The sequence below is a fragment of the Cardiobacterium hominis genome (assembly GCF_900637305.1).
GTDB classification, from domain to species: Bacteria; Pseudomonadota; Gammaproteobacteria; order Cardiobacteriales; family Cardiobacteriaceae; genus Cardiobacterium; species Cardiobacterium hominis.
This window is the reverse complement of the sequence record NZ_LR134365.1, coordinates 2,012,889-2,035,960: the sequence shown is the minus strand read 5'-3', so window position 1 is coordinate 2,035,960 and position 23,072 is coordinate 2,012,889. Positions and strand designations below refer to the sequence as shown.

The 23,072-nt window shown below is 59.7% G+C and carries 23 protein-coding genes and 1 other RNA gene; 6 read left to right on the top strand and 18 right to left on the bottom strand.

The features are described 5' to 3' along the window. Both EL199_RS09915 and EL199_RS09910 read right to left on the bottom strand, forming a co-directional pair. Positions 1 to 996: an SPFH domain-containing protein gene (locus tag EL199_RS09915; protein ID WP_004141799.1), complete on the bottom strand. Its 996-nt coding sequence runs from the start codon at positions 994 to 996 to the stop codon at positions 1 to 3. 10 nt (positions 997 to 1,006) lie between these two features. Beyond that, entirely contained in the window at positions 1,007 to 1,408 is a 402-nt protein-coding gene (locus EL199_RS09910; RefSeq protein ID WP_004141801.1) for a DUF350 domain-containing protein, read from the bottom strand. Between the two features lie 196 nt (positions 1,409 to 1,604). On the opposite strand from EL199_RS09910, the gene EL199_RS09905 reads away from it, so the two are divergent. From EL199_RS09905 to EL199_RS09885, 5 genes are all read left to right on the top strand, one after another. Continuing rightward, a complete protein-coding gene (locus EL199_RS09905; RefSeq protein WP_004141807.1) occupies positions 1,605 to 2,021 on the top strand; it encodes a DUF4878 domain-containing protein in 417 nt (138 codons plus the stop codon). Positions 2,022 to 2,229: 208 nt separating this feature from the next. Continuing rightward, on the top strand, positions 2,230 to 3,753 hold the full coding sequence (locus EL199_RS09900; protein ID WP_269471366.1) for a polyamine aminopropyltransferase: 1,524 nt from the start codon (positions 2,230 to 2,232) through the stop codon (positions 3,751 to 3,753). A 33-nt stretch (positions 3,754 to 3,786) separates the two neighbouring features. Further along, positions 3,787 to 4,578 carry a hypothetical protein gene (locus EL199_RS09895; protein WP_004141809.1) on the top strand — a complete coding sequence of 264 codons (792 nt, stop codon included), beginning with the start codon at positions 3,787 to 3,789 and terminating at the stop codon, positions 4,576 to 4,578. 202 nt (positions 4,579 to 4,780) lie between these two features. Beyond that, the gene (locus EL199_RS09890; RefSeq protein WP_004141810.1) at positions 4,781 to 7,756 is read left to right on the top strand and encodes a DEAD/DEAH box helicase; all 2,976 of its coding nucleotides are present in this window, start codon (positions 4,781 to 4,783) and stop codon (positions 7,754 to 7,756) included. A gap of 85 nt (positions 7,757 to 7,841) precedes the next feature. Further along, positions 7,842 to 9,479 (top strand): FAD-binding protein, encoded by a 1,638-nt coding sequence (locus tag EL199_RS09885; RefSeq protein ID WP_040355528.1) that lies wholly within the window; start codon positions 7,842 to 7,844, stop codon positions 9,477 to 9,479. Positions 9,480 to 9,512: 33 nt separating this feature from the next. Here EL199_RS09885 and EL199_RS09880 read toward each other — a convergent pair whose 3' ends face one another. The 16 genes from EL199_RS09880 to EL199_RS09805 all read right to left on the bottom strand — a co-directional run bounded on the left by EL199_RS09880 (position 9,513) and on the right by EL199_RS09805 (position 22,276). Beyond that, the gene (locus EL199_RS09880; protein WP_004141813.1) at positions 9,513 to 10,136 is read right to left on the bottom strand and encodes an arylesterase; all 624 of its coding nucleotides are present in this window, start codon (positions 10,134 to 10,136) and stop codon (positions 9,513 to 9,515) included. After that, entirely contained in the window at positions 10,133 to 10,783 is a 651-nt protein-coding gene (locus tag EL199_RS09875) for an energy-coupling factor ABC transporter permease (RefSeq protein WP_004141815.1), read from the bottom strand. Before EL199_RS09875 ends, EL199_RS09880 begins: the two co-directional genes overlap by 4 nt. Positions 10,784 to 10,872: 89 nt before the next feature. Further along, positions 10,873 to 11,406, bottom strand: a complete 534-nt coding sequence (locus EL199_RS09870; protein ID WP_040355532.1) for an NUDIX domain-containing protein — start codon at positions 11,404 to 11,406, stop codon at positions 10,873 to 10,875. A gap of 15 nt (positions 11,407 to 11,421) precedes the next feature. Next, positions 11,422 to 12,363 (bottom strand): hypothetical protein, encoded by a 942-nt coding sequence (locus tag EL199_RS09865; protein WP_004141819.1) that lies wholly within the window; start codon positions 12,361 to 12,363, stop codon positions 11,422 to 11,424. A 40-nt stretch (positions 12,364 to 12,403) separates the two neighbouring features. Continuing rightward, a complete protein-coding gene (gene recR / locus EL199_RS09860) occupies positions 12,404 to 13,009 on the bottom strand; it encodes a recombination mediator RecR (protein ID WP_004141821.1) in 606 nt (201 codons plus the stop codon). Then, the gene (locus tag EL199_RS09855; protein ID WP_040355761.1) at positions 13,009 to 13,335 is read right to left on the bottom strand and encodes a YbaB/EbfC family nucleoid-associated protein; all 327 of its coding nucleotides are present in this window, start codon (positions 13,333 to 13,335) and stop codon (positions 13,009 to 13,011) included. The genes recR and EL199_RS09855 overlap by 1 nt, the downstream gene beginning before the upstream one ends. A gap of 6 nt (positions 13,336 to 13,341) precedes the next feature. Then, positions 13,342 to 15,252: a DNA polymerase III subunit gamma/tau gene (gene dnaX, locus EL199_RS09850; RefSeq protein ID WP_004141827.1), complete on the bottom strand. Its 1,911-nt coding sequence runs from the start codon at positions 15,250 to 15,252 to the stop codon at positions 13,342 to 13,344. Positions 15,253 to 15,281: 29 nt separating this feature from the next. After that, positions 15,282 to 15,378, bottom strand: an RNA gene (ffs, locus tag EL199_RS09845) — signal recognition particle sRNA small type. Between the two features lie 123 nt (positions 15,379 to 15,501). Next, positions 15,502 to 17,343 (bottom strand): peptidoglycan-binding protein, encoded by a 1,842-nt coding sequence (locus tag EL199_RS09840; RefSeq protein WP_004141829.1) that lies wholly within the window; start codon positions 17,341 to 17,343, stop codon positions 15,502 to 15,504. Continuing rightward, entirely contained in the window at positions 17,340 to 17,957 is a 618-nt protein-coding gene (locus EL199_RS09835; protein WP_004141831.1) for an NUDIX domain-containing protein, read from the bottom strand. The genes EL199_RS09840 and EL199_RS09835 overlap by 4 nt, the downstream gene beginning before the upstream one ends. A gap of 20 nt (positions 17,958 to 17,977) precedes the next feature. After that, a complete protein-coding gene (locus EL199_RS09830; protein ID WP_004141832.1) occupies positions 17,978 to 18,667 on the bottom strand; it encodes a peptidoglycan DD-metalloendopeptidase family protein in 690 nt (229 codons plus the stop codon). Beyond that, entirely contained in the window at positions 18,664 to 19,416 is a 753-nt protein-coding gene (gene surE / locus EL199_RS09825; protein WP_004141833.1) for a 5'/3'-nucleotidase SurE, read from the bottom strand. The genes EL199_RS09830 and surE overlap by 4 nt, the downstream gene beginning before the upstream one ends. 96 nt (positions 19,417 to 19,512) lie before the next feature. Next, the gene (locus tag EL199_RS09820) at positions 19,513 to 20,130 is read right to left on the bottom strand and encodes a hypothetical protein (protein WP_004141834.1); all 618 of its coding nucleotides are present in this window, start codon (positions 20,128 to 20,130) and stop codon (positions 19,513 to 19,515) included. Between the two features lie 78 nt (positions 20,131 to 20,208). Continuing rightward, complete coding sequence (locus EL199_RS09815; RefSeq protein ID WP_004141836.1) at positions 20,209 to 20,676, bottom strand: nitrous oxide reductase accessory protein NosL; 468 nt, start codon at positions 20,674 to 20,676, stop codon at positions 20,209 to 20,211. Continuing rightward, positions 20,673 to 21,467: a Cof-type HAD-IIB family hydrolase gene (locus EL199_RS09810; protein ID WP_004141837.1), complete on the bottom strand. Its 795-nt coding sequence runs from the start codon at positions 21,465 to 21,467 to the stop codon at positions 20,673 to 20,675. The genes EL199_RS09815 and EL199_RS09810 overlap by 4 nt, the downstream gene beginning before the upstream one ends. Further along, a complete protein-coding gene (locus EL199_RS09805) occupies positions 21,464 to 22,276 on the bottom strand; it encodes a Cof-type HAD-IIB family hydrolase (protein ID WP_004141840.1) in 813 nt (270 codons plus the stop codon). Before EL199_RS09805 ends, EL199_RS09810 begins: the two co-directional genes overlap by 4 nt. 96 nt (positions 22,277 to 22,372) lie before the next feature. Between EL199_RS09805 and EL199_RS09800 the strand changes: the two genes are divergently transcribed. Further along, complete coding sequence (locus EL199_RS09800; protein ID WP_004141841.1) at positions 22,373 to 23,035, top strand: heme exporter protein CcmB; 663 nt, start codon at positions 22,373 to 22,375, stop codon at positions 23,033 to 23,035. The last annotated feature ends 37 nt before the right edge of the window (positions 23,036 to 23,072 follow it).

The window sequence follows — 23,072 nt, the reverse complement described above, 5'->3', positions numbered from 1 at the left end:
TCAGCCAATCAGCTGTTTCAGCACTTCCGCCTTGGCTTTTTCGTAATCCTCGGCGGTAATCAGCCCCTGGTCGAGCAAGGCTTTGAGTTGCGCCAGGCGCGCCTGCGGATCGTTGTTGCCCGTTGTCTGCGGTGCGGCGGCGGGGGCGGCATTCATATTCGTCGCCATTGCCTGACCGATTGCCGCGCCAACGCCGACACCGGCGCCAATGCCCGCGAGGCCGCCTTCGTTCTGCGCGGCGAGCGGTATGGCAGACGCCGCCTGGTATTGGGTGTAGCGGTTCAGATCGCCGACGACGCCCATCGAGATGCGCTCATCCAGCGCTTTCTGAATGGCTTCCGGCAGGGTAACGCTTTCCACGCTGAAGCGCTCCAGCGTGAGCCCCAGGCGGGCAAAATCGGGGGCGAGCAGCTCTGCCATCTTCTGCGACAGCAACACCTGATTGGCTGCCATGTCGAGGAAGGCGATGCCGGAGGAGCCGAAAACGCTGGCAAGGCGCGTCATCACCACATTGCGCAGCGGTTCGTCGAGTGCTTCGCGGCTGTACTGCGCGACGACGCCCGTCACCTCGCTGAAGAGCTTCGCCGGGTCGCTGATGCGGTAGTCGTACATGCCAAAGGCGCGCAGTTGCACCACGCCAAACTCGCTATCGCGCACCGTTACCGGTTGCGCCGTGCCCCAACGCCGCCCCAACTGCTGGCGCAGGTTGAAAAAATAAACATCCGATTTGAAAGGCGAGGCGAAAAACTTGTCCCAATTCTTGAGGTTGGTGAGCAACGGCAGCGTTTGCGTGGTCAGCAAATGCGTGCCTGCGCCGAACAGGTCGGCCGTCTTGCCCTCATCAACGAACAGCGCCTGCTGCGACTCGCGCACGACGAGCGTCGCGCCAGTCTGAATCTCCTGATCCTCGGCGGGAAAACGCCACATCAAGGTGTCATCGCCCGGATTCGGCCACTCGATGACATCAATAAACTGCTTACGGATAAAACCAAACATAACAAACCTCCTAACTCAAACAGGCGGCATTGAGCAGCCCAATCGATACCGATACCGCGCCCAAAAACGCGCCAACGGCGACATTATTGCGGGCGAGCGCGGCGCTCGCATCCTTCACAAAACGGGTCGCGACAAAATAAACCAGAATCTGCACCACGGCGGCGGCTAGCCCCCACAACACAAAATCCGGCACCTGCACGCTCTGCCGAATGCTGGCAGCGAGCGCCAGACAAAAACCGACCAGCGCCCCGCCAAACGACAACGCACAGGCGACGTTGCCCTCCTCGCGAATCAGCCGCAACTCGGCTGGCGGCGTGCAATGCAAATAGACTGCGGCGAAGGCAAACACCATCGCCACCGCCAGCGCCATGTACTGCAAATAGAGCCAGTACTCACCCGGAGAAATATGCATGGAAGCTCCTTTTTTCAAGCGGAAAGATAGCGGAATTATGGCAGAAAACGCGCGGCGGTGCGGGCAGATTGCGACGTGGCAATCACGCGTGGCCGACGGACAGGAAACGGCGGCAGGGGAGGGCGGTCCGTCGCGGCTGCGCGCAGAATGCGCTATCATCCGCGCCGCAATCCTGCCTTGATACTTGGAGTAACCGATGAAAAACACCCTGCACGCGCTCGCGCTCACCCTTGCTGCCTTTATTATCGCCGCTTGCGGCGACAGCCAGCCCAGCAGCGACCCGGCTGAATTTATCAAAACCTATGTGAACGAAACGCTCAATGGCGACGTCGAAAAAGTCATCGCCATGACCTACTTCTCGCCCGAGCTCCTCAAAAAACAGAACCTTTCCGAAAACGAAATCAAAGAAAAAATGCGCGCCGCGACGAAAGACATGCGCGCCGAAATGGAAAAAGCCAAAGGCTTTGAGCGCGTGATTATCCACGAAGTCTCCTACAACGACGACGGCGACAAGGCGCGTGTATCCTTCACCATCAAAATGAAAGACGGCAATAGCAAACAAGATGCTATTCCGCTGATTAAAATTGATGGCAAATGGCGTGCGGGGGAATAAAAAATCCTTGAATCAAAACCTCATTATGAAACGGTGCGCCAAGGCGCACCTATTGCATTACATTTTATCGAAGAATAATAACGATAGGCGCGCCTGGGCGCACCCTTTACATACCGCTACAGAAAACAAATACCGAAATATGCGCCCGCACCTTATGGAATAAAAACACGCTGATGACCCATAAAATAGCCAGACTAAAAATAAAACCATCGCAACCATGAAAAACCAGCGCACCCTCATCATCTCCGTCTTTATCGTCGCCAGTTGCGGCCTTGCCTACGAACTCATCATCGCCGCGCTCGCCAGCTACCTCTTGGGCGACAGCATCCTGCAATTCTCCAGCATCATCGGCCTGTATCTCTTTTCCATGGGCATCGGCGCGCACCTCACCCGCTACATCAAAGACGAAGACGCGCTCACCCGTTTCATCGAAATCGAATTGCTGGTGGGCATCATCGGCGGCCTCTCCGCGCTGGCACTATTCGTCGCCTTTGGCCTCGCCGCCGCGCCCTTCCGCAGCTTGCTCTACGCCTTCGTCCTCATCACCGGCATCATCGTCGGCATGGAAATCCCGCTGGTGATGCGCGTCCTGCACCGCGAACAGGCGGCGTTTGCCGACCTCGTCGCCCGCGTGCTGACCTTCGACTACCTTGGCGCGCTCGCCGTCTCCCTCCTCTTTCCGCTGCTGCTCGCGCCGCATCTCGGCATGGCGCGCTCGGCGCTCTTCTTTGGCATCCTGAACGCCGCCGTCGCCCTGCTCACCGCGCGCGTCTTCCGCCGCCAACTGCCGCGTTACCCCGCCCTCTGCCTGCGCGCCTGGCTCGTCCTCGCCGCGCTCGCCATCGCTTTCCTCGCCGCCAACCGCATCACCGCCTTCGCCGAACAGCACTACTACGGCGACCCCGTCGTTTACGAACGCCACACCCCCTACCAGCGCCTGGTCATCACCCGCTGGAAAGACGACACCCGCCTTTACCTGAACGGCAACCTGCAATTCTCCTCGCGCGACGAAGCGCGCTACCACGAAGCGCTGGTGCTGCCCGCGATGCAAATGGCTCGTTCGCCCGCGCGCGTCCTCATCCTCGGCGGCGGCGACGGGCTGGCTGCGCGCGAAGTGCTGAAATATCCGCAGGTTCAAGACATCACCCTCGTCGATTTGGACGCGGAAATGACCCGCACCTTCGCCAGCTCCGCCACCCTGACCGCGCTCAATAATGGCGCGCTCAACCACCCGAAACTGCGCGTCATCAACGCCGACGCCGCGCAATGGCTGGAAGAAAACCGCGGCGAGTACGACGTCATCATCATTGACCTGCCCGACCCCTCCAACTTCTCCCTCGGCAAACTCTACTCCGTGCCGATGTACCGCCTCGTCGCGCGCCACCTCGCGCCCGATGGCTACCTCGTCGTACAATCCACCTCGCCCTACTTCGCGCCAAACGCCTACTGGTCGGTGGTGGCAACGCTGGAAGCGGCAAACCTCTACACCGCGCCGTATCACGTTTACGTGCCATCCTTTGGCGAATGGGGCTACGTCCTCGCAGCACGCGCGGACAACTTCCCCGTGCCGCGCCATTTCGACGTGCCCACCCGTTACCTCAACGGCGAAACCGCGGCGGAAATGTTCCGCTTCCCGCCTGACATGGCACGCCGAGAAGTCGAGCCGAATTACCTCAACACCCAAAAACTGGTGAGTTACTTCGAGCAGGATTGGGGAGAGGTGCAAAGGTGAAGTTTTATTATTTGATTGTTTTTAGGAGTTGATATGTCTGATAGAATCGTCAAAACCAATGATGAACTTATAGATCAATATTTTAAGGAATGCGAAAATCATATTCTTCAAAAATATTCAAATGCTGTATATCCAATATATGGGGCGAATGAACATAAAGAACCGGAACATATTGGGAGTTGTTTTATTGTAGAAAAAGATAAAATTAAATATTTAATAACAGCTCATCATGTTTTAGAACATCTGGAAAGTACTAATTTATATATTGGGACTTTAAATAGATTAATACCTATTAGAGGGGAAAGTGCTTATTTTAATAAAGAACATAAAATTGATATGGCCGCAATAAGGTTAGAATCTAGTATTGATTTAAATTATTTTTTAACAGATTTTATTTATAATGATTCCATGCGCCACAATTATGATTATGGAATATTTTTGGGATACCCAAATACAAGAAATAAAAAAGTAGCAAAAAAAAGAAAAATAGAAATTCTAGCTTATTTAGATAAGTTTAACTATAATTCAGATATTTTTAAATCTTTAAAAATAAAGCAAGATGATTATTTTGCAATAAATTATTATAGCAAAAAGGTTGTTAATAGCGATGGATTAATTGGCAGCTATATTCAGCCTGAAGGAATAAGTGGATGTCCTCTTATGATGCTTAATATAACAGCTAATAGTTATAGATACAACACTTTACCTGAAGCTCAAATTTGTGGAGTTGTGGTAGAAGGACATGCAGACAAAAAATTAGTATTGGCTTTAAGGTCTAAATTTATTTTTATACTTATAAATAAACTAGAGAACTCTCTTGTCTAAAGAAATTATGTTTGTTTCTTTGTAAAAGCCAGTCTCGCAAGCTAAGTTTGAACACAATATATAGCCCAATGATAAGAAATCAGGTGCAATTTTGTCAGGTCACATTAATTCCTCGCTAACCCAACCTGCCTACAATGCTTCATATACATACAGGACAGTGCTCATCCTGTATGTATAAATCCCCAGCCGTAAGGACACCATTATGCAAACCGAAACTCTCGCCTTCGCCCAATACTGGCGCAATTCCCTTGCAGATGCCGAAACCAGCAAAGGCGCATTTCGTCTGCAAGATTGCGGCGCGTTTCTGCAACTCTCACCGGAAACCTTGGCGAGCGGTATTGCATCAGCGGAAATTATCGCGCAATACTTTGCCGATGAAAAAGCGGAAACCCATTTCGTCGAAATCGTCCTGCGTCCTGAAGTCTATTGCGCCCCTTTACAGCATAGTGTTGTGGCAGAAAACAGCAATCCTCCAATAATTACACCAATCGTTACCCCTGCCCTGTTATATCGCGATGGCAGAATCTATCCCAGTGCGCAAACCATTATGCCACGCGATATTTTGGAACCTATTGACGAAGGCAGTTTTTCCATTGGCAGCGTTGCTAGTCGTGATGAATGGCTAAGCCGCAATCCAATTCCCGGTGTGCCGGAATTCGATGAAAACGGCGAGCCGCTTGATGACGAATCTTTTTATCGGGAATGGCAAGGCTGGCTGGCGGATTGCCATCGCTTTCTTGATGGCGTCGCCCACGATTGGCTGAACGGCAATAACTACCTGCGCGCCAACTATGGCTATCTGCTCAAAAAAAGCATGATTAAAGCGAGCAGGCACATCCTCGCCCTCTACGACCATTTGCAGAAAACACAACCCGCAGCGTCGCTTTTTGCCAATTATGCCCGCGCCGCCCTCGCCCCAACCGAACCCTGCCTGCCCGCACACAGCGCTTTTACGGAAAGACTGGCGCACGCCAGCGACAAATACCCGCTGGCAGCGGCGCAACGCGATGCGCTCGCCCATTTATTGCGCAGCGCGCATGGCGACATCCTCGCCGTCAATGGCCCGCCCGGCACCGGCAAAACCACCCTGCTGCTTTCCGTGGTCGCCAGCCTCTGGGCAAAAGCCGCCTTGGCGGAAAGCGAACCGCCGGTCATCGTTGCCGCTTCCACCAACAATCAGGCAGTAACCAACATCATCGACGCCTTCGGCAAGGATTTCGCCCGTGGCAGCGGTGTTTTTGCCGGGCGCTGGTTGCCAGAGATAGCAAGTTTTGGTGCTTATTTCCCTTCACAACAAAAGGAAAAAGAAGGAACGGTAGCGAGAAAATACCAAACGCGCAGCTTTTTCGAGCAAGTCGAAAGCGACGAATATTTTTACCATGCGCAAGCAACCTATCTGCAAGCCGCCGCCAATGCTTTCCCCGCTATTATTACCGTGCAAGAAGCGGTGGATGCCTTGCATCAAGCATTACAAAAAGAAGTCTTAAAACTGCGGGATATTGAGCATGCCTGGGCGCATTTATCCCGCGCGCGCACGGTAATAAAAAAAGCATTGGGCGAGAATTACCAGGAAGCATTGAACCAAATTCGCCACGAATACAAAGCTACCGAAACAGAAAAAGAGAGAATGGATACGATGCTAGATGAATGGGAAAACTACCGCGCTAAAGAATCGCTTTTGTATGCCTTCTTTTCCTGGCTGCCGCCGGTTGCGAAAAAGCGGCTGCGCCTCGCCCGTCTATTCTTAAAAAACATATGGTCAAGCGTTTATGCCGAGCCACAAGGGCAATCGCTGGATGCCATCGAGGCAGAAATTAAAACCCTTGCCGCGCAATTGCAGCAGCATTTGGCTATACAAGCAGAGCAGGTCGCCCGTGGCAAAAAACTCTGGCAAAATTTGCAGCAAGCATTACAGGAGTGGCAAATCGTATTGCAGCCGCTAAAGCTGGGCAAGCCTGCCGCAGAATGCGATTTACAGGAATGCGATACACGTGCCGATACCCATATCCGTTTCAAAATATTCCAACTGGCGACCCATTATTGGGAAGGACGTTGGCTGCTGGAAATGGCAGCGCTGTTGCCGGAACTGGAAAAGAAAAAAAATAAAAAGGGACGTAAAACGCTGGAGCCGCGTTGGCGGCGACGGATGAAATTGACGCCGTGTATTGTCTCCACCTTTTTCATGTTGCCCAGCGAAATGGAAGTTTCCCGCCGTGATGGCGATACATTTTCAGCAGATTATCTCTATGACTTTGCTGATTTGCTGATTGTCGATGAAGCGGGGCAGGTGCGCCCGGAAATTGCCGGAGCTTCTTTCGCGCTGGCGCAAAAAGCGCTGGTCATTGGCGATACTTTACAAATCGCACCGATTTGGTCGCTGCCGCCTGCGGTAGATATTGGCAATATGCGCCAGGCGGGATTACTTGCTGGCAAAAATGACGGCGAGCAATATCAGGCGCTATGCGAATTGGGCAAATCGGTCGCCTCCGGCAGTGTCATGCAAATCGCGCAAACACGCAGCCGTCATCACTATAATCCGGAATTGGCGCGCGGGATGTTTCTTTATGAACACCGCCGCTGTTTTGATGAAATTATCGCTTATTGCAACGCGCTTTGTTACAAGGGCAATTTGCAACCGAAACGCGGCAGGAAAACAGAAAGCAATAATTTGCCGCCAATGGGCTATCTGCATATTGCCGGGCATTGCCAGCAAACCGATGGCGGCAGCCGGCGCAATCAGGAAGAAGCGGAAGCGATTGCCGCCTGGCTTGTCGCACAACGCGACACGCTGGAATCTATTTATGACTTGCCGTTGCCGCAAATCGTCGGCGTGGTAACGCCTTTCGGCGCGCAAGTACAGGCGATTGGCAAAGCCTGCCGCGAGAAAGGGATTGCCGTTGGCCAAGGCGAAAACAGCATGACCGTTGGCACCATTCACGCCTTGCAAGGCGCGGAACGCCCGCTCGTTATTTTTTCGCCCGTTTACAGCAAAGATGCCGATGGAGCTTTTATTGACAGCAGCCCCAGTATGCTGAATGTTGCGGTATCGCGCGCCAAGGATAGTTTTTTCGTGTTTGGCGATATGGAGGTATTCAAGAATACGCCGAAAAGCACGCCGCGCGGATTGCTCGCGCAATTTCTTTTTCAGCATGCTGCAAACTGTCTCTCCGCCGAATGAAAAGTGCGCAAAGGTGCTTTGTAGCAAGCAATAACATTTCCGCTGTAGCGTGTGTTCTTCTTTACGCAAAAATCAGGAAATCGTTTTGAGGCATACCCGCCGTCGTTTTCTCGCGCAATCCGCTACCATCAGCGTTGCCGCTGCCGCGTCCTGGCTGACGCATCGTGAGCTTAACCGTCCGCCGCCGCTTGCCGTGCGGCGTATTGGTTTGCCGTTTGGGCATCTGTTGCGCGATGGGGCTTTTGCCGACGCCGACGCGCAAGCGCCGCGGGCGCAGGTTTGCGATGTGCTTATTCTTGGCAGCGGTGCGGCGGCGCTTTCCGCGCTGTGGTTTTTGTCGCGGCAGGGGCAGCGCAATGTCATTCTCGCCGAAGGGCTGGAGCGCAACGGCAATAACGCCGCCTTCGTCAGCGGCGATTTGCGTGCGCCGGGCGGGGCGCATTATTTGGCGTTGCCGTCGCGGGAGAGTGTCGCGCTGCGCGAGATGCTTGCCGACCTCGGTATTCTGGAAAGTGGTGTGGATAGCGACGCGCCGCGTTTCCGTGAGACGGATTTGGTTTTTGCGCCGATGGAGCGTCTGCGTTATCAGGGGCGCTGGCAGGAGGCGCTGTTGCCGCAGGAGGATGACGACAGCCGCCGCTTTTTCGCCCTCATCCGGCGCCTGAAACATGCGCGCGGGCGCGATGGGCGCAAGGTGTTCGCCATTCCCGTGGTGCTTTCTTCAGAGGACGGCGAATGGCGCGCGCTTGACCGTCTTTCTTTTGCCGATTGGCTCGCGCGCGAGGGTTATCGCTCGCCGACGCTGCTGTGGTATCTCGATTATTGTTGCCGCGATGATTATGGCGCGGGTGCGGCTCAGGTTTCTGCTTTTGCCGGGCTACATTATTTCGCGGCGCGCGGCCACGACAGCGAGGCGGTGCTGACTTGGCCGGAGGGGCTTGCGCATCTCTCGCAGTTGTTACGTGAGCGCAGCGGTTTGCAGTCGCTTGCCGCCTTGCCGGACGACGAGACGCTGCATTTCGCCAATCCCGTCGCCATCAACGCCAGCGCCGTGCGCATTCGCGAGCGCGACGCGCACGTTGAGGTGTTGCTGCGCGATAACGGCAGCGGTGCGCTCTCGCTGTTGCGCGCGCGTCAGGTGATTTCTGCGATGCCGCTGATGGTGGCGGCGCGGGTGGTGGAGAACGCCGCCCGCTACGGTCTGCTTGCCGGGCGCGGCGATTATGCGCCGTGGCTGGTCAGCAATTTTGTGCTGCACCGCTTTCCCGCCGAGGGCGCGGGCGAGGCGCTCGCCTGGGACAATGTCATCCACGGCAGCGGCGGGCTGGGCTATGTCGCTTCCAGCAATCAGCTCATCCGCGTCGCCAAGCCGGCACGCACGGTGTTTACCGCCTACACCGCGCTCAATCAGGGCGACCCCGCTGCGGTGCGCGCCTGGCTGCTGGATGCGCCCGATGCGGAGCTGTTGGCGTTTGCCGCGCAAGATCTGGTCGCTGCTTATGGCAGGCGCTTCTGGCGCGCGGTGGATGCGGTCGATATTGGCATCCGCGCGCACGCGATGCGCATCCCGCGCCCCGGCTATCTGGATGATGCGCAACTCGCCGCCGTGCGCGCGCACCGCTCGCGTCTGCATTTTGCGCACAGTGATTTGAGCGGCTATTCGGTATTTGAGGAGGCGGCGTTTTGGGGGGTGGAGGCGGCGCGGCGGGTGCTCGCGGGGTGAATGCGGCGGCGGATGGGGAAATCGGGCAGTTTGTCAGCGCAGCCAGCCGTTTTCTTTCAGGTACGCGGTAAGGCCGCGGGCAAATTCAGCGTATCCGGCGGCGTTGGGGTGGATTTGGTCGGATTTGAGGGCGTCTTTGCCCAGGATTTGCGACCAGCCGTTGGCGTAGTAAGGGACGTTTTCTGCCTTGGCGAGGTCTGTGTAGAGCGGGTGGTCGCCGGGGTAGCCAAGCGCTGCGCCAACGCCGACGCCAGGCACGCCGACGAGGAGGGTTTCCGCGCCCGCAGCTTTGCAGGCCTGGATGATGGCGCGGATGTTGGTGCGGGTTTCGTTTTCCGGCTGGCGGCGGAGGAAGTCGTTGCCGCCGATACTGATGATGACGAGGCGCGGCGTGTGCTCGCGCAGGAGTTCCGGCAGGCGGGCGAGGGCTTGCGCGCTAGTGTCGCCGCTGACGCCGCCGTTGGTGACGGTCCAGCCGGTGAGCTCGGCAAGGCGCGCGGGGTAGGATTCGGTGGGGTTGGCACCGTAGCCATAGGTGAGTGAGTCGCCGAGGGCAAGGACGGCGCTGCCGCGCGGCAGGGCGCTGTGTTTCGGGGCTTTTTTGCCGCAGGCGGCGAGTGCGGCAGCGGTGAGGAGCAGGAAATGGCGACGGTTCATGGGGTTTCTTTGAAGTAGTCGTTCGGGTTGAAGGTGGCAAGCAGGTTGGGATGGAAGGCGACCATGGCGGTTGCGAAGACGCCGTTAATGAAGCCTTCGGGGTAGGCGATGATGGGCAGGGTTTGCAGGTATTTGTGCCAGAGGGTGTCCCAAGGGTAGACGCCGCCCGCGTGGTGGATGAGGGCGGTGGCGAGCATGGCGGCGAGGATGGCAAGGATGCCGCCGAGGAATCCGGCGCCGAGGGTGTAGATGAAGGGGTTGGGCGGCAGGTAACGGCGCAGCAATGCAGCAAGGCTGGCGCTGACGGCAATGGGGATGGCGGCGTGGGTGAGGCCGCTTAGTCCCAGGGTGGCGGGTGGCAGTTCGCCAAGGGCCAGGAGGAGCAGTTGGCTAAAGGCGGCGGCAAGGATAGCGAGACGGGCGCCCATGAGCAGGGTGGTGGCGGTGAGGCCGATGAGGTGCAGTTCCAGGCCGGGCGCAGCGGCGGTTTTGAGCAGGGTGAGCAGGGTGAGGACGGGGATTGCGCCGCAGAAGAGGTGGATGGCGACCGGTTGCAGGCGCGGCAGTTGGCGGCGGGCACGGTAGAGGGCGGTGAGGACGGTGGTCAGCCAGAGGAGGTTGGCAAGGTGGAGGAGGGCAGGGGGCATAGGCTTTTCTGCGAGAGGGTTTTCCAAGGTGGGGAGTGGAACTGCCCCGCTTGGGGTAGCTGCAACAGTCGCGGGGGCGGTTTATTCAGTTACGACAGCAGCTCCGGCTCGCGGATGATGGTGGCGATTGCCTGACGGATGGACGCGAGGCCGTAGTCTGCGGCACGCAGCCCGGCGAGCGGGCGGATGTCGAGTGCGGCGGCGTCATCGGCGGCGTGGGCGCCGTTGAAATCGGGGACGCGCGCGAGGTAGAAAAAGTCGGCGGTGAAGACGTCGATGCCGCTGTAGGGGTAGGTGTTGGGCAGCGAGAACAGGTAGCGCAGGCTTTGTGGCACGAGGCCGGTTTCTTCGTGCAGTTCGCGGCGGGCGGCAGCTTCTGCGCTCTCATGGGGATCGACGAAACCGCCGGGCAAATCCAGCGTGCCTTTTGCCGGTTCACGCGCGCGGCGCACGGAGAGGATGTGGTCGCGGTCATCGAGGACGATGCAGGCAACAGCGGCGGCGACGTTGTGGAAGTAGGTGAGCTCGCACTGCGGGCAATGCAGGGCGCGGTCGTGCGGGTGTTGCAGGTCGGGCGCACCGCAGCGCGGGCAGTAGCGGAAGGTGTGCAGCGGGTGGGTCATGGTTTAGGGCGTGGTTTATAGCGGGTAGTCGTCCGGCATTTGGTAGCTGTGTTTCGCTGCGTCGTAGCGGAACAGGTATTTGTCCTGCCAGTATTCTTTGATGGGGGCGATGCGGTAGGCGCCGTTTGTCTCGCGGCCGGTAATTTTGCGGCCTTTAAAACCGCTGACGCTGATTTCCAACGGCCAATGGTTGTCGCTTGGGGCGAGGTCGCGGCGGATGGTGGCGATACCGTGCAGGTCGGCGCTGTTGGCAAGCGTTTCTTCCAAGCGGGTTTTGTCAGCAAATAGGTTGTCGTTGTCGCAGGTTTTTTGTTCGGCAGGTGCGCAAAAGTCTGCGTCCAAGCTGTAGGTGAGCGGGATGTGGCTTTCGGCGAGGCGCTCGCCGTCGTCGTATAGCAGGGTCAGGCCGCCAGTGGTTTCGCCGTTCGCGGTGAAGCTGCTTTGTCCGCTTACGCTCCAGTATCCGGCGCCCAATTCTTGCCATTGCCACGTTTCCGGCGCGCGTCCCCACTCACCGACTTCGCTTTGCACGCGCGCGGTTTCCCGCCATGCGCCGTTTTCGGCGGTAAAGGCATGAAGGACGACCAGCCCGCTGGCGGCGTGCGCACCACTGAGATTGTCGCCGCGAAAGAGCAGGTAGCGGCGTTTGTGCCGTGCGCCATCAACGGTTTTTTCGCTGTGCAGGGTCATGCAGTATTCATCGTTGCCGCTGCGGATGTAGTGGCATTCGCGCGGCGCGCCGTCGCTGATGCGCGCAAGGCGTTCGCTGGCGTCTGCATTGACGGGATAGTGCTGGTTCAGGGTTTGTTTGACGAGCGGGTCTTGTGCCGTACTGGCATCGCCCTGCGGTTGTTTGATTTGGGTGATGTAGTCAGTGCGTTCTGCGGCGGGTGCGGTCAGCGAAGCAGTGCCGGTTAGCGCGAGGGCGAGTAGGGTGGCAAGGATGCGGGTTGGCATAGGGAAGTGTCCCGTTGTGGTGCAGCCGCGCGCTCTGTTGCTATTCGCTGCGGTACGGGCTGCGGGTGTTGAAAGCGAGCGAGAGGGTGCTTTTGTCGATGTAGGCGAGTTCGCCGCCCATCGGTACGCCATGCGCGAGGCGGGTCGCGGGGACGTTGTGTTTGGCGGCCAGTTCAGCGAGGAAGTAGGCGGTGGTTTCGCCTTCGAGGGTGCTGTTGGTGGCAAGCACCAGTTCTTTGATGTCACCTGTCGCCAGTTGCCGGTCGAGGATGTCCATGCCGAGTTCGATCGGGCCGATGCCGTCTAGCGGCGAGATGTGTCCCATCAGCACGAAGTATTGGCCGCGGTAGTCCGTGGATTGTTCGATGGCAAGGACGTCCGCCGGTGCTTCCACGACGCAGAGGGTGCTTGCGTCGCGTTTGGGGTTGGCGCAGATGAGGCAGAGGTCGGCGTCGCTGATGTTGCGGCATTTGTGGCAGCGCTGCGCGGTGTGCAGCGCGTGGTCAATGGCGTCTGCCAGTTGTTTGGCTTTTTGCGGCTGGTCTAGCAAGAGGCGCAACGCCATGCGTTGCGCGGTTTTGTTGCCGACGCCGGGCAGGCAGGTGAGTGCCTGCACCAGTTGGTCGAATGAGGGCGAGAAGCTCATCAGAAGGGCAGTTTGAAGCCGCCGGGCAGGCCCATGCCGCCGGTGAGGTTCGCCATTTCTTCTTGGGTCATGGCGTTGACTTTGGCGCTGGCGTCGCTGATGGCGGCGGCGAGCAGGGCTTCAAGCATGTCTTTGTCTTCTTTCAGCGCTTCTTCGGTGAGTTCTACGCGCTGGCAGGCGTAGTGGCCGTTTAGCGTGACTTTGACCGCGCCTGCGCCAGCGATGCCGACGATATGGCGGTTCGCCAGTTCTGCCTGCATTTTTTGCATGTTTTCTTGCATTTCCTGCGCTTTTTTCATCATGGTGCCGAGTTTGCCGGGTAGCATCATTTTTTACTCCTGTGGGTTTAGGGGCTGGATGTTGTCCACTTGCAGGGCGGGGCCGAAGGTGGCTTGTGCCGCCCGGATTTGTGGATGGTTGAGAAAGTCTTGTTCGGCGCGCTGCTGCGCGGCGGCGTTTTTTTGTCGCCGGTATTCGATGGGGGTTTTGAGGGCATCTGCCGGCTGGATTTCGATGGTGCAGGCGATGCCGAGGGCATGGGCAATGGCGGCGGCTGCCTGTTCGCGGTTTTGTGCCTGGTCGAAGATGATGCCGGTCGGCGCGGTGTAGAGGCTCAGGAGCGGCGCTTGCCAGCTGGCGGGGACGCTGTTTTCGAGAAGGAGCAGCGGGTATTCGTGCAGGTCAAGGCTGGCAAGGAAGTCGCTCCAGCGTTCGAGGTTGTCAATGAGATCGCCGGGGTCAGTGGTGTTCGCAGGCGGGGCTGCGGGTTTTTTCGCCGCAGCTGGCGCGGCTGTTTCGGGTGCAATCGCCGCAGCGGGCGCGGATTCAGGCTTTTTTGCGGGCGTGCGCTCGCTGTCGTCCGGGATGGTTTCGCTGACCCACGGCGGGACGGCGTCGTTGCTGTCGTCAGCAGCGGCTGGGGTCGTGTCTTCCCACGGTGGCGGTTCGTTGTCGGCGGGTTCTGCGTGAACGGTTGCTGTTGTAGGGGCGGCAGGTGCTTCGCCGTGGCTTGCGGTTTCAGATGGTGCGACGGCTTGCGGTTCTGTGGTCGCAGCGGGTGTTGCTGTTGCAGGCGTGGTTTGCGCTTGCAGGCTGGCGGTGAGGCTGTCGCTCGCCGGTGCGGCTTCGCGTACCGGGCGCGCTTGCGCCGGGTCGCTGGTGGGCAGCAGCGGTTGTAAGGCAATCATGCGCAGCAGGCTCATTTCCAGCGCCATGCGTGCGTCTGGCTGGTAGGGCAGGTTTTGCCAGGCTTCGTTGCCGATTTGGTACCAGAGTTGTAATAGTTCGACCGGCAGTCGCGCCGCCAGGGCGTGCAATGCTGCCGGGATTTCTTCGGCGTAGCGCTCCGCGCCGAGCTGGGCGATGGTGATTTTCTGCATTTGTTGCAGCAGGCGCAGCAGCAGTCCGGCGTAGTCGGGCGCGTATTCGTCCAGCGATTCGAGGGTGTTGCGCAATCCGGGCGCGTCGCCATTGGCGAGCAGTTGCAGCATGTGCAGCAGTTGTGGTTCGGGGACGGCGCCGAGCAATGTCGCGACGTCGCGGGTGCGGACGTGTCCTCGTCCGTAGGCAAGAGCCTGGTCGAGCAGGCTGAGGCTGTCGCGCATACTGCCGGCGGCGGCGTTGGCCAGCAGGTGCAGGGCGTCCGGTTCGTATTCGGCGTGTTCGGCTTGCAGGATGTGGGCGAGGTGCTCGCTGATTTGCCGCTCGCTCATGTTTTTCAGGTGGAATTGCAGGCAGCGCGAGAGGATGGTCGCCGGCAGTTTTTGCGGGTCGGTGGTGGCGAGGATGAATTTGACGTGCGGCGGCGGTTCTTCCAGTGTTTTCAGCAGCGCGTTGAAGCTGCTGGCGGAGAACATGTGTACTTCGTCAATGAGATAGACTTTGTATTGTCCTTTGACTGGGGCGTAGGGGACGTTGTCGAGCAGTTCGCGTGTTTCTTCGACGCGGGAGCGCGAGGCGGCATCGACTTCGATGAGGTCGGGGAAGCGGCCTTGGTCGATTTCTTTGCAGTGGTCGCATTCGCCGCAGGGGTTCGAGCTGACGTGGTTTTTCTGGCAGTTGAGCGATTTGGCGAAGATGCGGGCGATGGTGGTTTTGCCGACGCCGCGTGTGCCGGTAAAGAGGTAAGCGTGGTGGATGCGGTTATGGTCCAGCGCGTAGGTCAGCGCCTGGGTCACATGCGTCTGGCCGACCAGTTCGTGAAAGTTTTTCGGCCGCCATTTGCGTGCGAGAACCTGATACATGGGGTGCTTTTTTGAGGTAAAGAAAAAGGCCTGCACCAGCTTACTCCGGCACCCGATTTCACCGCTACCGCTGCTTCCTTCCGGACCTGACGGGGTTTGCGGCTGATCGTTGCGAAGCGCCAATGCAGACCAGCGGCGCATTTTACGGATTTTTTACCGGGATGCAACTTTCTTTTCATCCGGGAAATACGGACAAGAAAAACGGTGTGCTGCGGCAAGGACGAGGCACACCGTTGGGTTTTCGCAGTGTTATTTGCAGGTGAGGGAAACGACGCTGCCGCTGCCGCTGATGACGGCGTTGCATTGTTTGCCGTCGCCATCCGGGTAGTACTGTTGGCACCAGCCGGAGTCGATGCTTTGCCCGCCGATGGTGCAGCTGCTGACCAGGCTGCCGTTGCCGCTCATGCTCAGGCTGCCGCTGATGCGGTTGAAGCGGGTTTTGCCGCGCGCTTTGTTGCCGCCGAGTGCGGTGGCGGGAGCGGTTGCGAGGGTTGTGGTTGTTGCCGGGGCGACGCGCGGGGTGTTTTGCGCGAGGACCGGGGCGCTGGCCGCCGGGCGGACGGTAGCGCTTTGTTCGCGCGCGATTTCGGCTGCACGTTGGGCGGCTTCGGCGCGGAAGCGGGCGCGTTCGGCTTCGGCTTTTTGTGCGGCTTGTTCGGCGGCGAGGCTCTCGGCGCTTTGTCGTTCGGCGGTTTGTCGCGCCAGTTCGGCGTTGAGTTGTGCGGCTTCGGCGCGGCGTTGCGCCTCGGCTTGGCGCGTGGCTTGTTCGGCGACAAGGCGGCGGCGTTCGGCTTCTTGGCGCGCGAGGTTGGCCTGGCGCTCGGCTTCGATTTGTCGCTGGAGGTTGGCGGTGGCTTGGTTGGCGGCGTCGCGGTCGATGGTGACGGGCGGCGGCGCCAGCGGGATTTGTGGCGGGCGTTGTGCTTCTTCGGCCTGGCGGCGGGCGATGGCTTCGGCTTGTTGTTGTTCGGCGGCTTCGGTGGCGCGTTGTTCGGCGTCGCGGCTGTCGGTTTCGGGGGCGGCGATGGTCGCTGGCGGGCGTTTGGCGGCGGTTTCTTTGGTTTTGGCCGCGGGTTTGTCGCCGTTCATGAGTTGGGCGAGAAGTTGGCTGTCTTGCGGGTTGTCGTTGCTGCCCAGTTTGTGTTTTTTCCGGTATTCCTGGATGGCGTTTTGGGTTTTGGCGCCGATGATGCCTTTGCTGCCGCCGGTATCGTAGCCTTGGGCGCGCAGTTTTTGTTGGAGTTTTTTGTTGATTTGGCTGTTGAAGCCGGGGAGCCAGCTGGCATCGGTTTTTCCGTTGACGCTGAGGCCGTTGGCTTTTTGGTAGGCTTTGATGGCGTTGGTGGTGGCGGCGGTTGGTTTGCCGTTGGCGGGACCGGCGTTGTAACCGAGGAAGTTCAGTCCGGTTTGTAGGGTTTTGGTGTAGGCGCTGCTGTGCTGGTTTTTTTGGGCGTGTTTGTTTTGTACGAGCCAGTCGGCGATGTTTTTGTGGCCGTTCAGGGTGGCGAGGTCGTAGGGGGTGAGGCCGCTGGTGTCGGTGATGTTCAGCGGGCATTTTTTGTCGCTGTATTTTTTGAGGGCATCGAGTTTGCCTTCGCGTGCGGCGCTCAGTGCCGCCAGGCGTTCGTCGCCGCAGGTGTTGGTTTTTTTCGCAGGTGCCGCGGCGGGTTTGGCGGTGGCGGCTACGGTTTTTTTGTTGTCGGCGGGTTTGGTCGGGGTTTTGGCGGCGGTTTTTTTGTTGTCGGCCGGTTTGGCCGGGGTTTTGGCGGCGGCGGTTTTTTTGCTGTCAGCGGGTTTGGTCGCGGTTTTGGCGGTGGTGGTTTTTTTGTTGTCGGTGGGTTTGGCCGGGGTTTTGTTGTTAGCGGCCGGTTTCGCCGGGGTTTTGCTGGTGCTGGTTTTTTTGTTGTCAGCCGGTTTTGCTGTGGGTTTTGTAGGCGCAGCGGTTTTTTTGGCGGCGGCCGGTTTGGCGGGCGCGGTTTTGGCCGGCGGGGTTTTCGCTGGTGCGGTTTTTGCCGGGGCAGCGTAGGCGCCGGGCAGGCTGATGAGGAGGGCCGCGAGGAGGAGGCCGCGCAGGGTGGTTTTGTGGGTCATGGTGTGGTTGCCTCTGGTTGTTGTGTGGCGTGTTGGGGGTGGCGCAGCAGGAAGGCCTGCATGGCGAGGAGGGTGTTGGCGTTGTCCAGTTTGCCTTGGGCGAGCCAAGCGAGGGCGGTCTTGTAGGGCAGGCTGTGGACGGCGATGTCTTCGCCTTCGTCGAGGAGGCCGGTGTAGGGGACGATGCGGCTGCTGTCGATTTCAGCGAGGTAGAGGTGGGTGCGGCCGGCGCTACCGCCGGGGCTGCCAAAGTAGTTCATGAGGGGCTCGAGGCGGCGGGCGCGGGTGCCGATTTCTTCTTCGAGTTCGCGCTGGATGCTGGCTTCGGGCGAGGGGTCGTCCGCGTCCATGAAGCCGGCGACGATTTCGTATTGCCAGGGGTTTTCGCCTGCGACCATGGCGCCGATGCGGAATTGTTCGACGAGGATGATTTTTTCGCGCACGGGGTCGTATGGCAGGGCGGCGACGACGTGGTGTGTGCCGCCGAGGCATTCGCGTTCGATGTTTTCGAGCATGCCGCCGCGGAAGCTTTCGTAGGCGACTTGGTAGCGGCGCACGCGGAAGAAGTGTTGGTAGGTTTCTTCGCTGTGCTGGATGTGGTAGCGGTAGTCCATGCCGGGGTGTTCCTTTTTTATTAGCGCGGGGTGCTGCCGATGTAGCTGTACGGGTTGGCGGTGCGGTTGCCTTTGCGGGTTTCGAAGTACAGCGCCGGGATGCTTTGCGGGCTGATGCCCATACTGGCGATTTGTTGGCCGCGCTGGACGCGCTGGTGTTCTTTGACGTTGATGTTGTCGAGGTAGCCGTAGGCGGCGAGGACGTCGTCGTGGCGGATGATGATCATGCGGCCGACGCCGGAGAGGCCAGAACCGACGTAAGCGACTTCGCCATCATGCGCGGCGTAGATGGGCTGGCCGCGGCTGCCGCCGATTTTCATGCTTTGTCCGCCGGGGGTGTTGGGCGCGTATTCGCTGATGACGCGGCCACGGGTCGGCCACATCCAGCCGGGTTGGCCGGCGCTGCTGACTTGCGGGATGTACACGGGTTTGGGCTGGACGCCGCGCGGCGGGGTGGTGCGCAGGCGCTGGCCGACGAGGATGCGGTTGGGGTCGCTGATGCCGTTCCAGTTGGCGAGTTCTTGCATGTCAAGGCCGTAGCGCCAGGAGATGCCAAAGAGGGTGTCGCCGGGGCGGACGATGTAGTCGCCGCCGGGGCGCATGGCGCCGCGCTGGCCGTGCAGGTCGTAGGCGGTAGGGCCGTGGTAGCGTCCGCCACCACAGGCGGCGAGCAGCAGCGCGAACAGGGCAAGCGGCAGGGCGTGTTTCATCGCAGTTCCTCCAGCCAGGCGGCGACGTCGGGCAGTTCGCGGTGTGCGGTGAGGTCGAACTGGAGCGGGGTGACGGAGATGTAGCCGTTTTCGACGGCGTGGAAGTCGGTTTGTTCGTTGCCGCTGATGCGCCCGCCTGCCATGCCAATCCAGAATTGGGTTTTGCCACGCGGGTTTTTGGTTTCTTGTAAGGGGCCCGCGGGGTGGCGCATACCGAGGACTGTAGCGCGGCAGCCTTTGATGTTTTTGTAAGGCAGGTCGGGGATGTTGATGTTGAGGAAGAGGTTGCGCGGCAGCGGGTTGGCGGCAAGGTGGCGGTAGATGTCGAGCGCGCTTTTTACGACGCTGTCCAGGTGTTGCGGGTGGTGTGCGGCGCAGGAGAGGGCAATGGCGGGCAGGCCGAGGTTATGGCCTTCAAAGGCAGCGGCGACGGTGCCGGAGTAGAGGACGTCTTCGCCCATGTTTGCGCCGTGGTTGATGCCGGAGATGACCATGTCGGGGCGGGTGTCGATGTAGCCGGTGAGTGCGAGGTGGACGCAGTCGGATGGTGTGCCGTCCACGCTCCAGATGCCTGCGCCGTGTTCGGTGACGGTTAGCGGACGCTTCAGGGTGAGCGAGTGGCTCGCGCCGCTGCAGTCGCGGTCGGGCGCTATGACGGCGATGCGCGCGACTTCGCTGGCAAGGGCGTCGGCGAGGTGGCGCAGGCCGGGCGAGAGGTAGCCGTCGTCGTTGGACAGGAGGAGAAACATGGGGCTTCCGTGGGGCGGGGAAAAGGCGCAGTTTATACCGTCGTCCGTCTTTTTTTCAATGCGGGACTGTTGTTTGGTGCGAAGGGTTTGTGGCTTTTATTCGAGGATTTGCAACATCTGCGGGTCGTCGGCATGTTCCAGCAACATCGCGCGCACGCGGCTTTGCCATAAGGCGCCGAAGCGGGCAAGTTCTTCGGTATTTGCCTGTCCGCTTACTGCTTTTGGCATGAGTGCCTGCATTTCTGCGGGGAAGGGAACGATGCTAGCGTTGAGTTCCAGTTCAACGCGCGCGCCGTTATCTTCGCGGGTGAGTGCCATCAGCCCGGCGATGGGCGTGTTAAAGGTGAGCAGGTCGCGGCGGCTGAAGCGTCCCTGCGGGCCGATGCCGCCAAAGCCGGTTTCTGCGGCGGCGCCGGTGAGCAGGGTCGCGATTGATGCGATGACGCCGGTGGTGCCGCGGTCGCGCGCGTCGCGCATTTGTACGGCGATGTTGCCGCGTTCTGGCAGGTCGTCGCCGTAAAGGGCGCGCAGGCCGCGCCGCGTGAGGAGGTAGGCGCCTGCGACGGTCGGGCAGGAGTGTCCGGCAAGGCGCACGGCGTCGGCGTAGTGGTATTCGAGGACGCCGTCGGTTGCGGCGCCGAGGAATTGGGCGAGCGGGTCGCGGACGCGCAGGGTCGGCGCTTGGGCAAAGAAGGCGGGGAAGGTTTCGGTCATGGGTACTCCGGTTATGGGTGTGGGTTTGTCCGGCGGTATTGGTTGCGCCCAGCGGTCGCTACGCGCATTTTTTAGGGCTTAAAGTTGTAATTCTTGTTCGCTGATGTCGCTTGCGCGCAGGATTTTGCCCTGGTGTTCGCCCGCGAATTTTTCTGCGGCGGCTTTATCGGCGAAGGGGAAGTAGTCGTCTTTGCCGATGAGTTGCGGCGCTTCTGGGGTGTGGACGTACCAGGCGTCATTGACGGCAAGCCATTGTGCCGCGTTGTCATGCGCGCTGACCCAGGCGGTGAGCGGCTGGTTGGCGGTCTCCGGCAGGCGCAGGTAGGTCAGCGTGGTGCGCACGCTGTCAAACCACAGGGTTTCGCCGTTGTCGCTGCGTCGTACTTGGCCTTTGCTGCCGCCGGTATCGCTAACGCCCATTTGGTTGAAGTAGTCGCGTGCGTCTGTCGGGATGGTGGCGACGGGTTCGGCGGCGGCAGTGGGTTTGTCGTCGCCGCAGGCGGTGAGCAGCAGGGCAAGCGCGAGGGGGGTGATGAGGGTTTTCATGCGATGATTCCCAGGTGTTGTAAGGCGGTGTAGATGCCGTCTTCTTCGACGGTGCCGGTTTGGTATTGCGCCAGCGCTTGCAGTTCGGGGACGGCGTCGCCCATCGCCACGCCGTAGCCGACGGTTTTGAACATTTCCACGTCGTTTAAGCCATCGCCGAACGCCATCGTTTCATCGAGCGGCACGCCCAGCGCTTCGCAGACGCGCTTGATGCCGCGCGCCTTGCTGCCGTCGGCGTGCAGCAAATCGACGGAAAACGGGTGCCAGCGCATGGCGTGGTAGTCGCGCCCCAGTTCGCCGCTGTCGTTCAGCGCGGTTTCTTCGGCGGGGTCAATGTAGAGCAGGTATTGGTACACCGGCTGGTGCAGGTAGTAGTCGGGGGCGACGATGTAGGGGCCGATGCCGGCGAGCGCTTCGTCCATGCGCGCGCTTTGCCGGTTGGACGCCATTTGTTCGGCGCCGACGTAGGTGTAGTCCCAGCCGTGCCGCGCAAAGAGGGCGTTAAAGCGCTCGATTTCGCCGATACTCATCGGGTTGGTGGCAAGCGGCTCGCCACGGTATTGGTTGTACTGGCCGTTGATGGTGATGAACAGTTCGATGTTTTCGGCGGCGACGAGTTCGCGGATTTTCGCGGGCAGGGCGGCGAGCGAGCGGCCGGTGGCAATTGCCGGAATGATGCCGCGCGCTTTCAGGGCGCGGATGGCGGCGGGGACGCTTTCCGGCAGGTAGTTGCTGCTTTTGCGGTAGAGGGTTTCGTCAATGTCGAAGAAGATGATTTTGGGGGTTTTCATGCGTTATTCCATGTGGGGCCGGGGATGATGCCGAGATGGACGAGGGCGTTATAGACGCCGTGTTGTTCCAGCGGGGTGGTAACGTATTTGGCGAGCGCTTTCAGTTCGTCGCGGCCGTCGCCCATCGCCACGCCGAAGCCGACGGTTTTGAACATTTCCAGGTCGTTCAGTTCGTCGCCAAACGCCATGGTGTCGGCCAGGTCGATACCCAGCGCGGCGCAGACGGCACGGATGCCGCGCGCCTTGCTGCCGTCGGCATGCAGCAAATCCATGCCAAGCGGATGCCAGCGAATCATCTGGTAGCCGCGTTGCAGGATGCCGCTTGCCGCGAAAGCTGCTTCTTCCTCGGCGGTGATAAAGACGTTCATCTGGTACACCGGGTGGCGCTGCCAGTAATCGGGGTCGGTTTCGTAGGGCACGGTGCCGTAGAGCGAATCGTGCACGCGCTGGCGGTCTGACGACAGCGCCATTTTTTCCTCCGAAGTGCAGCCGTAATCCCAGTCGTGTGCGCGGCAGACGCGGACGACTTCGGCGATATCTGCGGGGTCGATGGGATGCGCGGCGACCGTTTCACCCCGGTAGCGGTTGTACTGGCCGTTGGTGGAGACGAGGATATCCAGCCCGACCGCATCAATCAGCGCGCGGATTTTCGCGGGCAGGGCGCAGGGGCTACGCCCGGTGGCTATCGCGGTCAGCACGCCCGCCTCATGCAGGGCGCGGAAGGCAGGCAGCACCGATTCGGGCATAAAATCCTGCCATTTGCGGAAAAGGGTGTCGTCAATGTCGAAGAAAACGATTTTGGGGGGCATGGTGGGGTCTCCAGAAAAACCGCGCCATGATACCGCATATGGATTTCCGCGGGCGTAGCCGCTAAGCTGGCGCGCTTCATAACCACCCCGTCCGCCATGCTATCGCTCCTCATCCGCCGCGAACTGCGCGCCAGCCTGCGCAGCCCGCACACCCTGTTGCAACCCGTGCTGTTTTTCACCCTCACCATCTGCCTCTTTCCGCTTGCTAGCGGCGCGGATAATGAAGCGCTGGCGCGCATCGCCCCGGCAGCGCTGTGGATTGCCCTCCTGCTCGCCGCGCTGCTTGCCAGCGAACAGCTTTTCGCCGAAGACTACGCCGACGGCACCCTGAGCCAAGACCGCATCCACCTGCATGAACTGTGGCAGCTGCTCGCCGCCAAACTCGCCGCCGCCTGGTTGCGCTTCACCCTGCCGCTGCTCGCCGTGCTGCCGCTTTTGGCGCTGATGCTGCACATTCCGGCGACGAAACTGCCCGCCATGGCGGCGTTACTCGCGCTGGGCAGTCTGCCGCTCCTGCTCGTCGGCACGCTCGGCGCGGTACTGACGCTGGCGCAGAGCCACAGCACTTTTCTTCGCTTTCTCATCGTCGTGCCGCTCTACATTCCGGTGCTGATTATCGGCGTTACCGCCAGCCACGACAGCCTGCTCGGCCTTGCCATCAACGGCCACTACGCGCTGCTCGGCGCTTTTAACCTCTTTGCCCTCATCACCATCATCCCCTTCGGCACGCTGGCAATCCGCGCGCAGGGGTTGCCGTAGGGGTAGATAAAAAAAGACCGGATGATGTCCGGTCTTT